The 10,838-nt window shown below is 46.5% G+C and carries 8 protein-coding genes; 3 read left to right on the forward strand and 5 right to left on the reverse strand.

Annotated elements, in window-relative coordinates:
• Nucleotides 1-72: 72 nt before the first annotated feature.
• Nucleotides 73-225 (reverse strand): hypothetical protein, encoded by a 153-nt coding sequence (locus K2Y22_17515; GenBank protein ID MBX9880261.1) that lies wholly within the window; start codon nt 223-225, stop codon nt 73-75.
• 79 nt (nt 226-304) lie between these two features.
• On the reverse strand, nt 305-781 hold the full coding sequence (locus tag K2Y22_17520) for an NUDIX hydrolase (GenBank protein MBX9880262.1): 477 nt from the start codon (nt 779-781) through the stop codon (nt 305-307).
• A 199-nt stretch (nt 782-980) separates the two neighbouring features.
• On the opposite strand from K2Y22_17520, the gene pheS reads away from it, so the two are divergent.
• The 3 genes from pheS to K2Y22_17535 all read left to right on the forward strand — a co-directional run bounded on the left by pheS (nt 981) and on the right by K2Y22_17535 (nt 5,760).
• The gene (pheS, locus tag K2Y22_17525; protein ID MBX9880263.1) at nt 981-1,943 is read left to right on the forward strand and encodes a phenylalanine--tRNA ligase subunit alpha; all 963 of its coding nucleotides are present in this window, start codon (nt 981-983) and stop codon (nt 1,941-1,943) included.
• Nucleotides 1,944-1,946: 3 nt separating this feature from the next.
• Entirely contained in the window at nt 1,947-4,409 is a 2,463-nt protein-coding gene (pheT, locus tag K2Y22_17530) for a phenylalanine--tRNA ligase subunit beta (GenBank protein ID MBX9880264.1), read from the forward strand.
• 103 nt (nt 4,410-4,512) lie between these two features.
• A complete protein-coding gene (locus K2Y22_17535; protein ID MBX9880265.1) occupies nt 4,513-5,760 on the forward strand; it encodes a roadblock/LC7 domain-containing protein in 1,248 nt (415 codons plus the stop codon).
• On the opposite strand, the gene aspS is transcribed toward K2Y22_17535, so the two are convergent.
• The 3 genes from aspS to K2Y22_17550 all read right to left on the reverse strand — a co-directional run bounded on the left by aspS (nt 5,757) and on the right by K2Y22_17550 (nt 10,741).
• On the reverse strand, nt 5,757-7,064 hold the full coding sequence (gene aspS / locus K2Y22_17540) for an aspartate--tRNA(Asn) ligase (protein MBX9880266.1): 1,308 nt from the start codon (nt 7,062-7,064) through the stop codon (nt 5,757-5,759). The genes K2Y22_17535 and aspS overlap by 4 nt on opposite strands.
• 280 nt (nt 7,065-7,344) lie before the next feature.
• The gene (locus tag K2Y22_17545; protein MBX9880267.1) at nt 7,345-9,261 is read right to left on the reverse strand and encodes a thioredoxin family protein; all 1,917 of its coding nucleotides are present in this window, start codon (nt 9,259-9,261) and stop codon (nt 7,345-7,347) included.
• A 13-nt stretch (nt 9,262-9,274) separates the two neighbouring features.
• The gene (locus tag K2Y22_17550; protein ID MBX9880268.1) at nt 9,275-10,741 is read right to left on the reverse strand and encodes a glycoside hydrolase family 1 protein; all 1,467 of its coding nucleotides are present in this window, start codon (nt 10,739-10,741) and stop codon (nt 9,275-9,277) included.
• Between the last annotated feature and the right edge of the window lie 97 nt (nt 10,742-10,838).

Genomic DNA, 10,838 nt, shown 5'->3' on the forward strand with positions numbered 1-10,838 from the left:
AACCCATCAAAACAAAAAAGACGATCGTCTCAGTTAGACGATCGTCTTTTGCAAATTCAAGAAAGCGCGAAGTTAGGAAGCGGCAGCTTCTTGCTCTTGTTCTTTACCGGCGTTTTCTTCTTGGCGGATAAGACGCTTGATGTTGGCTTCTTTCTTGCGAATTACGAGCTTTTTCTTGCGGTTGGCTACCTTAATGGCGCGCTTAAAACCTTTTTGTTGTGGCATGACTATATTTCCTTGTTCTAATGAACACGTTAGTGAACACACCAGGTGTTCTTGTGGAAGGAAGGAAATTTTACTATACCTAAACCCACATATTGCCGAGATATTGAATACCTTTACTGAATTTGTGGTCATAACCGGCAAGTAGCTGCCTGGCTACGGGTGGAAATAGCGTCATTTTGTCCAGCTCGTCCATAGGGAAAAAGTCCACTCCGGCTAATACCGGCTCATCACCGAGCTTCATCTCGCCGCCTGTTACATGTCCCTTAATGTAAATGTTGACAATGTGGCGTGAGCGGTCAGGGGCAATGGATTCGGATAGAAAAACCAGCTCGTCGCACTCAATATCCAATCCAGTCTCTTCCTTAAGCTCACGAACGGCGCATTCCTGGAAGGTTTCGCCGTACTCAAGCCTGCCGCCCGGAAGCACCCAGTAGCTGCGATTACCCTTCCGGTGACGCACTAAAAGAATCTTCTTGTCATCCGTGATGATGATGACGGAGACTCGTGTTGTGGGAATTGTCGGCTTTCGTCTTTGCTTGAATCGATGTTTCGGCATAGTTTCGTCATTTTAATGTAATTGAGGTCTAATTGCCTACGGTAAACATGCTGGTACAAGAGGCGGAAATTGAAATGATGGTCTGTTAGAGTTAGTAGACCTCACCTGTAAGGGGCTTTCCGTGGGCGTTGCCGAATTAGAAACACAACTAAAAGACGTTGAGAAAAGGGCTTTAGCAGCTCTTGCCGACATTAGCGACATGGCTTCTTTGGAGCAAGTTCGCTTGAATTACCTGGGGCAGAAGGGCGAATTGACTTCAGTGCTTCGCGGTCTCGGCGAATTGAGCAAAGAAGAGCGCCCAAAAATCGGGCAGCTTTCCAATCAAGTAAAAGAAAGTATTCAGCAACGCCTGGATGCTTGCAAGGCGCAACTTTCAAGCAAAGAATTGGACGCAAGACTTTCTCGCGAAACAATCGACGTGACGTTACCCGGTGGCGGTCGCCGATTGGGACACATTCATCCGCTTACACAACTAAGTGAAGAGATCATCCAAATATTTTTCGGACTTGGTTTTACATTCGTCGATGGTCCGGAGATTGAAACCGAATACTACAACTTTGATGCGTTGAATACGCCGGATGATCACCCGGCTCGTGATGAGCAAGACACGTTTTACACAAATGTAGGACCGCAAGTAATTTTGCGCAGCCAAACATCGCCTGTGCAAATTCGCGCGATGGAAAAACAGAAGCCGCCACTGCGAATAATCACAATCGGCCGCGTTTATCGTAATGAAGAGATAAATGCGCGTAAGTATCCTATCTTCCACCAGATGGAAGGACTGTACGTAGACAAAGATGTAACCATGGGACAACTAAAAGGCGTGCTCAGCGAATTTATTCGCTTGCTTTTCAAAAAAGATTTGAAGACGCGTTTTCGTCCGGACTTTTTCCCATTTACAGAGCCGTCGGCTGAACTGGATAGTCAATGTCCATTTTGTGAAGGTTCAGGCTGTCGTACCTGCGGTCATCGTGGCTGGTTGGAACTTTTAGGGTGTGGTCTTGTTGATCCAAATGTCTTGAAAGGCGTTGGTATCAATCCCGAGGAATGGAGTGGCTTTGCCTTCGGTATCGGTATTGAGCGACTGGCAATGCTTAAGTACGGTATCAACGATATCCGCCATTTCTATTCAAGCGATCTTCGTTTTCTGGAGCAGTTCTAAATTATGCGTTTGTCCTTTGATTGGTTGTCTGACTATGTAGATCTCGACGGAGTGTCCATCCAGGAGTTGGCTGAGAAGTTGACCATGGGCGCCTTTGAAGTTGAGGAAGTGCGCAAGGTTGGTCCGGATATTCAAGGACCGCTTATTGTCGGCGAGATTGTCGAAATCAATCCGCACCCAAATGCCGACAAGATTCGTTTGACGAAAGTAAAAGTTAGTGCCAATGATGCACCTCTGGAAATTGTTTGCGGCGCAAGCAATATCGTCGTCGGTCAAAGAATTCCTGTAGCTTTACCGGGTGCTCGTGTCATTAACCGTCACGACGGTACTGCTTTTGAGATAAAAGAAACAAAAATCCGCGGTGTACATTCTTCCGGAATGCTGTGCTCACCGCCGGAGATTGGCTTGAATCTGCCGGAAAGCGAAGGCATTCTTGTATTGAATGGCGGGGCTGAACTGGGTGCTGATGTGAAAAAACTTTTGCATCTGTATCCTGATCATGTCTTGCATGTTGAACCACGCTCTAATCGTGGTGATGCACTCTGCGTATTCGGCATGGCGCGTGAAGTTGCAGCATTGCTCAAGCGCCCGCTCAAACACGTTGACTGGCGTCTGCCGGAAGAAAGCTTCGCTCAAGAATTTGAAGTGCGCGTGGAAAATGCCGATGACTGTCCGTATTTTACGATTCGCTTACTTGCCGATTTGAAAGTGGGACCGTCACCTGCGCGAATTGCTCGCAGGCTGGAAGCAATTGGTGTTCGCACTGTTAACAACATCGTCGATGTGACAAACTACGTTTTGCATGAGCTAGGACAACCCTTGCATGGCTATGATTTGACTAAGCTGAATGGCGACAAGCTTGAAGCGCGCCGTGCTAAAAAAGGCGAGAAGCTAACAACTATTGATGACAAAGAGCGCGAACTCACAGATGAAGTTCTCGTGATTGCCGACAAGGATAGAGTCGTCGGTGTCGCTGGTGTCATGGGTGGCAAGGAAAGCGAAATAAGTGATGTAAGCAAAAACATTGCCTTGGAGGCAGCTTGCTTCAATCATGCGCGTGTGCGCCGATCGAGTCGTCTTTTGGGACTATCCAGTGACAGCAGCTTGCGTTTTGAGCGTGGCGTTGATTTGTGTTCTGTAGCCAGGGCATCAGATCGAGCTGCTCACTTAATTCTGGAAGCTTGTGGCGGCAAACTTGGCAAACTTAAATACGCCGGTCAAGACATGGTCAAGCCCATGACCGTCGATTTGCGTTTGAGCCAAGTCAAACGCTTATCGGATATTGAAATTACGCCGGAGGCGACAATTGAACTTTTGGAGCCTTTGGGCTTTGCCGGCAAAACAAAAGGACAAGGTGTTGTTGAAGTTCTTGTTCCAAGTTTTAGGCAACGCGATGTTTATCGCGAAATAGACCTCATTGAAGAAGTTTGCCGTCTGTGGGGTTATGACCGTATTGAGCCGGCAATGCCGCGCACGACCATGGCGCCTTCTCCGCCGGATACTTTGCCTTTATTAGCTCGACAAACGCTTATCGCAAGTGGATTGAACGAAACATGGACCAGCAGTCTTGTCGGCAAGGCTTTAGAAGAAGGCGATAAGAAGGCCGTTTCCGTTCTCAATCCATTGTCACCGGAACACAAGGTTATGCGCCAGAGTCTGGTGCCAGGACTTGTCGATGCTGTTGCCTACAATCACAATCATGGACAGCACGAGGCTTGGGTCTTCGAAATCGGTCGCGTGTATGAGCGTCAATCAAATTCAGATGACAAAAACACAGGCACCTATGAAGAAATGCGTCTGGCAGGAGCAATAAGTGGCTCAAATATTTTGAGCCAGTGGCAGGAAAATACTCAACTTGGCGATGGCAAAAGTAACTATGCCGGCAAGCGTGAATCAGTCGTCGATTTCTATTCTGCAAAAGGCGCAGTAGAAAACTTATTGAGCAAATTAGCAGTGGACACAACGAAAATCAAATACGTTGCTAACACAAAAAATTCAGCGTTGATGCGTTCACAATTTCATCCAGGACGTTCGTGCGTCATTGAGCATGAAGGCGAAGAGATTGGTTGCTTGGGCGAAATTCATCCTGCGCTAATAGAAGAAAAGTCCTTGCGTAGTCCGGCCTATTTGTTTGAGCTGAGCTTGGATAAATTACGCCGAATTGGGGTTCCAACTAAATTCAGCGAGATTTATACGACACCCTATGTGGTTAGAGACCTTACAGTCGATGCTGATAAGACAACACCGCAAGCCAAACTTTACGATTTGATAGTAAAGGCCGGCGAACACCTGATAAAGGTCGAATTGGTCTCCCAGTTTGAGTTGGACGCCCAAAAGCGCAGCTTGTCCTATCGTTTGACCTTCCAGCACCCGACTGAGACGCTAAGAGCCGAAACAGTCGATGCAACGCTCAAAATGATGCGTCAGTGCCTGTCTGAAAATGCCGGCGCTACTTTTAGGCAATAAATTCCTCCAATAATTTAAATAATAGGCTGTCTATTGATTGGGTATATAGGTCACTGAGGACAAGCTTTGTCCTCTTGGCAGGCTTTGGGCTGGCTCGTACCGAATGTACAAAATCTCCTTTCATCCAAATACGACTTTATTTGTCCTGACGCTGGCAGCAGCTATCGCTGGCGTGATTTTTCTGCCGCAGTTATATCCGGATTTTGTCGTTGAATTGCCGCTCATAGCTTTCTATGCCGGTGAATGCGGCTTGGCTTTGTTGCTGGCGCTTCTCTTTTATGAAAACGCTTCGACCGATCAGGCTGTTCAAATTTCAGGCGGCATTATTGGTTTCACAATGGCTGTTGGTGTTGTGGGTAATTTGTGGGGAGGATTTACCGGGCAATCGACGCGCATGTTGCCTGAGACTTTCGTGCTCATCAACTGGGTGCAATTAGGAGTCATGAACGTCGCAGGTGTCCTTGCCACAGTGAGTATTTTGAAGTTGGAATTGAAGGATCAGTATAAGTTTGTAGTCGGCACTATCGTCAAAGACGCTGAAGCAGTAAGACGCGTTGCTACTCCGCAAGATGTGACTGCTAAAGTCGAAGAGGCGCCGGAAAAGGCAGAAGACTTTGCTGTGCCTGGTGAATCTGTTGTTGATCCGACTGCATTTGCGCAGGCTCGTTCTACGGAATCAGTTAAAGACATTTTGGAGAAACTTGATGTCGAACGAATCGACGCCTTGGAAAAGCAAATCAATCCAGAGCAAGTTTCGTTAGAACACTTATTTGGTGAAGAAAGCAGGGCGGCTCAGGCGGCCAAAGACGCTTCCGGCGAAGGAAAAGGCAAGGAATTAAAAGACTTCGGCAGACTAAACCCCAAAGCGGCTAAGCCAGACTCGCAGCCCCCAGGCACGATGCGGACGATAGGCAAAATGCTTCTAGATTCCCAAGCTGTTGAAACTATTATTCGTTCGGGTGAACAGGGCGGACTATCGACGGCCAAAATTATTACCGAAGACAAAGGACAGGAATTAACTACTATTCTGCAGAAATTGCGTAACTTTCCAGGAGTTACCGGCTGTTTGATTGTCGGACATGATGGTCTGGTTATTTCCTCCACGCTGGAATCAGACATGGACAGCTTCAGCCAGGGCGCCATGGCGCTGGCTGTTTTCAGTCCGAGCGGCAATGCCATCAAGAAGCTCGAATTCGGAAACTTGAAGCAGCTCATTGCTCACACCGCTGACAAATTAACGGTATTCTCTGAAGTGCCCAATGGGATTTTAATTGTCTTCTCGGATTACGCGGAAACAGGCAGCATCGTTGGACTCTTAGATGCTGTTAGTGCACTCAAGACATCCACTTAAGGGCTAACTCGGCTACGATCTCTGGGGAAGAGTGAAGCTAGACGTACGTTGGATAGATTGAGCAATTGCTTTGTCAGTCTCTCCAGCCCAATAGCTAAGCCGCCGTGCGGTGGCATGCCATAGCGGAAGCATTGCAGATAGTCAGCGAATGCTTCCGGCTCCATGCCGCGAGACCTTATGCTTTGGCAAAGCTCCTCGTGTGAATGTATACGCTGTCCGCCGGTTGTTACTTCAAGTCCTCTGAAGAGCAAGTCGAAGCTGCGCGTCAATTCATTTAACGGCATTGTGTAAAATGGACGCGATTCTTTTGGGTACCGAGTTACAAATACGAGGTCGCACGATTCCATTTGCAAAAAATGTTGGCAAAGTAGTCTCTCACCTTCAGGGTCGAGATCCGGCGTGCCGGTTGTTTGTGGCTTCCAGCCGAGTTTTTCTGTAAGTATAGAAAAGGCTTCTGCCAAAGTTACTTGAGGTATATGTTTTATCTCCGGAACCTTTGCTTGTAATAACTTGAGTTCCTCCGCGCAGTGTTCTTGCAAGCTCGCAAAGATATGCTGGAGAAGTTTTACCTCCAGGTTTATTACATCTTGTTCGCTTTCGATGAAGCCCATCTCGTAGTCCATGCTTATGTACTCGTTTAAGTGGCGCGAGGTTTCATGTTCTTCGGCACGATAAACAGGACCAACTTCAAATACGCGCTCAAATACACCCACCATCATTTGCTTGTAAAACTGAGGGCTTTGGGCAAGATAAGCTTTCCCGCCAAAGTAGTCGACTGTGAATAATTGCGCACCACCTTCAGTTCCTGTCGCAACAATTTTTGGTGAATGAATTTCCACGAATTTCTCTTTAGTTAGAAATTCGCGAAATGCCCTGACAATTTCAGTTTCTATTTTAAATATGGCGCGTATGGATGGCGCCCGGAGCGTCAATGGACGATAGTCCAGCATGGCAGAAAGCGACAGTGATTCAAGTTTACTTTCTTTGTTGATTTCAACCGGTAGTGGTCCTGCTGATTTCGACATGATCTTAATACTGGAAAGCAACATTTCGGCGCCGCTTGCTGACTTTGGTTGAGCTTGAATTTTGCCTGCAACGGCAATTGTTGATTCCAATCCAAGTTCTGCAATTGTTTCCAATTGCTCGGGATTTTCAACAACGATTTGCAGAAGACCATCTGAATCGCGAAGTACCAGAAAGGCTAAATTGCCAAGCTTGCGCACGGCATGAACGTGACCTTTTACAGTCACTTCTTTGCCAATGTGCAGCTTAGCTTCACTGGTTCGTATCGATTCAGGTTCCATAACTCTTCTCCAAAAGAAAAACCGCAAGACCCGTAGGTCTTGCGGTCTGTAACTTATACTTTGCTATTTATATAACTAAAGTAATTCCGACTGCAAAACCTGACGCCAGAGGTCATTATCCGAGTTGTTATTATCTCGATCGCAAACGAAATTACCGGCTGTGAAAGCCGCCACTGGTGCTTGAATTGTTTGATTTGTAGACATTACATCATTCCGCACAGGGAGACTCATCTTAAGTGAGGACGTAGAAACGGTCAAGTGAGAAACTACCAATTGTTGCTTAGGACTTGCTCTTGCCGGCTAAATCGAGCTTCTCTAAAACTAGACTTTGAGTAATAACTTCAGGCAGCACAATTGGATGTTCAGGATCATTTCCAGGGAAAATTACATAGAGCGGGACCCCGGAGCGACCAAATTGCTGCAGAAGGGCACCAATGTCCGGATTCTGTTTCGTCCAGTCTGCTTTCATGGTTACAACACCAAGTGATTTGAATTTGTCGATAACTGGCTTCGTGGCAATAACAGTTTTCTCGTTTACCTTACAGGTAAGACACCAGTCGGCAGTGAAATCCAGGAAAACTGTTTTGCCTGAACGTAGCATTTTGTCCAGCAACTCTGTCTTGTAGGGCATCCAGATAATTCCGTTTTCTTCTTCTAGAGTTGCTGTCTCAGTAGTGCTGGAATTGGCGGCTTGGAATACGGCAGGTAGGAAAATTTGATAGGCGCCCGCGCAAATTGCCAGAGCAACTGCCCATGTCGTGAATTTACGCTTTGACGATGAACTTAAATTGATAAATCTGCCTGTTATCCAGGTAGCAAATGACACAGCCAATAGGAAAGCCAATGTATTTAGAACGCCAATGAGTCCAACCTGTTGTCCAAGAACGGATAAGAGCCAGACAACTGTTGCTAAAAGCAGAAAGCCCATTGCTTCTTTGAATTGTTCCATCCAGGGTCCAGGCTTCGGCAGGTAGCACATCCATTTTGGTTGAGCTGTCAGAAGTATGTAGGGTGAAGCCATGCCTAAGGACACAACGAAAAATATTGTTAGTAAAACCCAAGCAGGTTGTGAAAAGCCAAAACCAATTGCAGTGCCGAGAAAGGGTGCTGTGCATGGTGTGGAAAGCAGGGTTGCGAGTACACCTTTGCCGAATGTGCCAAGCGCGCCTTCCCGATTGGCAACGCGGTCAACTCCCGATTGTGCTTGTGTTGGCGCTGAGACGTAAAACAGACCCATTAGGCTGAGCGACAATACAAGCACAACAGTGGACATGGCGATGAGAAATGCTGGATGTTGAAATTGAAATCCCCAGCCGATACTTTGTCCAAAACTCTTCAGTGCCAAAACAAGAACGGCAAGAAACATAAACGAGGCAATAATGCCCGAAGAAAAAATCAGTCCCGACTTGAGAATTTCCTTGGGCTCATCGCGTGATTGTTCTAGTAAGCTCAGTACCTTTATTGAAATAACAGGCAATACGCAGGGCATGAGGTTCAGTAAGAAGCCTCCTATAAAAGCAAAAGCAATATAAGTGAAGAAGTTGGTGCTTTGCTCAGATGTTGTCCCCGTTGATACGTTATGTCTTTCAACAGAAGAAATAGTCGGAGGAGGTGGCTCTTTATCCATGGAGTGAGAGCTATTGCCGGCTGACTTTTGCGGAGTGGCTACAGTTGGTGCTTTGGCTGCTGCTTTAATTGAAAGGCTTAACTCGGCTTTGCCTGGTAAACAAATTTCTTTGCAGGAAAGCCATTTGACTTTGGCTGTGAATGAATAAGGCTCGCCATCCTTTAATTGTGCTGGCGGCGTAATTTTTGTTCTTAATACTGTTTTCTTCTGATATCCATATGTAGTAACACCAGCTTCGACAAATTTTGTTGGTTTTTCCCATTCAATTTGACTAGCTGAAAAACCTTTAGGCAATGTCCAGTCAATTGATGTGGCAAGTCCGGATTCGCCTGGATCTTTGTAATAAGTGTGCCAGCCCGGCTGCATGTTCAACTGCACGGCAAGTGTGAAAGGCTCACCTGCTTGTATCTCCTTGCTTTCAGATACAAGAGTTGCCTTTACAGGATTCGTAATGGATTTTTGGGCTTCGGCAATATCTTCAGCTGCGCTGTTTTCAGCTGAAGTTGGTAAGGTAGCATTTACTAGGGGCACTAGCAAAAGGGCTAATGCGAGCAATTGTACTTTTTTCAATTTAGACTCCGCTCTATGTATTGGAGGTAACCGCTCGTTCACTGCCTTGGAGCATTTGCATGCCCAGTCCATTATTGCGAGCAATCTCCGCGTAGACTTTTGCACTTTCACGCATGGTTCTTTCCTGAGTAGGAAATGCCACGCGAACCAGTCCAAATCGTGCTTCCAATCCGTCGGCCCATTCAAAATTATCGAGAAGCGACCAGTGCAAATAACCCTTCACGTTGGCGCCATCGGCAATGGCGCGATGCATTGCTTTGATGTGTTCGGTCAAGAAATTGACGCGCTCAGTGTCATTGAGAGACCAATCACCATCTATCATGTGCGCTGGAAACTTGGTTGCCATGCCATTTTCTGTAATATACGTCGGCAGTTGCTTACCTTGTGAATTAACGCTGTATTCAGGCAACTCTTTGGTGAGCACGTCATACAGACCTTGGGGATATATTTCCCAACCAAGTCCAGTCTTGGCATTTTTGTGAGTCTCAGCTTGCTGACCGAAAAAGTCCGGTGGATAAGCCCATTGGAATTCACAAGTCTCATGCGTGTAGTAATTGAGGCCAATATAGTCCATCGAATCCTTCAATCCGGTGATTGGTCCACTTATGCTTTGAACTACGCGCTCGCAATTAATTGGAAACGGGAAAATTAGACGCCCTTCTCGAATTGCCAGTAAGAAGATGTGGTTGAAGACATGATTGCGCAAATAACGTGCAAACTGATCGAGAGGATTAATTGGATTGCGTGCTGAGAAGATCCGCCAGTGAATAGCAAAACTTACTTGCGCGTCTTTTACATTGCTGTGAATTTCATGATAGGCAGCAGCATGCCCTTCAAGCATTGAACGAATTGTCTTAAAGGCGAGTAGAAAGTCGCCTTCATAGCCAGGTGTCCAAACTCCGGCAATATAACTTTGATAGGCATAAACCAAAGGCTCGTTGATGGTAATCCAAAAATCAACTAGATCGCCAAATTCTTGAGCACAGAGTTCGGCGAATCTTGCAAATTCACGAACCGTTTTTGGATTGGTCCAGCCGCCAATGTCGGCTAACCAATTAGGTAAGCAAAAATGGAAAAGGCTGACAAAGGATTTCATTCCTTTGGCTCGAATTTCCGTCAAAACCTTTTTGTAATAGTCGACCATCTCGCGATCGAGTGATGCACCAGGCAATGGAATGAGCGCCGCCCAATTTAGGCTCAAGCGAAAGGCGTTCATGTTCATGTTTTGACAAAGTGCAAGGTCGTCTTTGTAGCGATAGAAAAATTCGCATGCTCTGTCGGCATTCGATTGATCGATTATCTTGCCGTCGCAATTAGTCCACATTGACCAGTCCGACAAGCGGCCAGCCATTTCCTTTGGGTTGCCTTCAACCTGGAAATGTGAGGTTGCGACACCCCATAGGAAGCCATCTGGAAACTTGAGTTCGCTGCTACTAATGACTATTTCTCCCTGACATGTTGTTAAACCAAGCCAAATCATTTTATGACATTAGTATAATTGAAGATCGGCTGTTCTGGGGCAATTTTGGCTGTTTTGAGCCATTGTCAGCCCTCATTTGCTGCGAAAATAGGGGCGA

The sequence above is a fragment of the Candidatus Obscuribacterales bacterium genome (genome assembly GCA_019744775.1).
In the GTDB taxonomy this organism is placed as follows: domain Bacteria; phylum Cyanobacteriota; class Vampirovibrionia; order Obscuribacterales; family Obscuribacteraceae; genus SBAT01.

Bases quoted from the DNA above. Each gene is read 5' to 3' on its own strand.
- K2Y22_17515 (MBX9880261.1), bottom strand. From the start codon at position 225: ATGCCACAACAAAAAGGTTTTAAGCGCGCCATTAAGGTAGCCAACCGC.
- K2Y22_17520 (MBX9880262.1), bottom strand. From the start codon at position 781: ATGCCGAAACATCGATTCAAGCAAAGACGAAAGCCGACAATTCCCACA.
- pheS (MBX9880263.1), top strand. From the start codon at position 981: ATGGCTTCTTTGGAGCAAGTTCGCTTGAATTACCTGGGGCAGAAGGGC.
- pheT (MBX9880264.1), top strand. From the start codon at position 1,947: ATGCGTTTGTCCTTTGATTGGTTGTCTGACTATGTAGATCTCGACGGA.
- K2Y22_17535 (MBX9880265.1), top strand. From the start codon at position 4,513: ATGTACAAAATCTCCTTTCATCCAAATACGACTTTATTTGTCCTGACG.
- aspS (MBX9880266.1), bottom strand. From the start codon at position 7,064: ATGGAACCTGAATCGATACGAACCAGTGAAGCTAAGCTGCACATTGGC.
- K2Y22_17550 (MBX9880268.1), bottom strand. From the start codon at position 10,741: ATGATTTGGCTTGGTTTAACAACATGTCAGGGAGAAATAGTCATTAGT.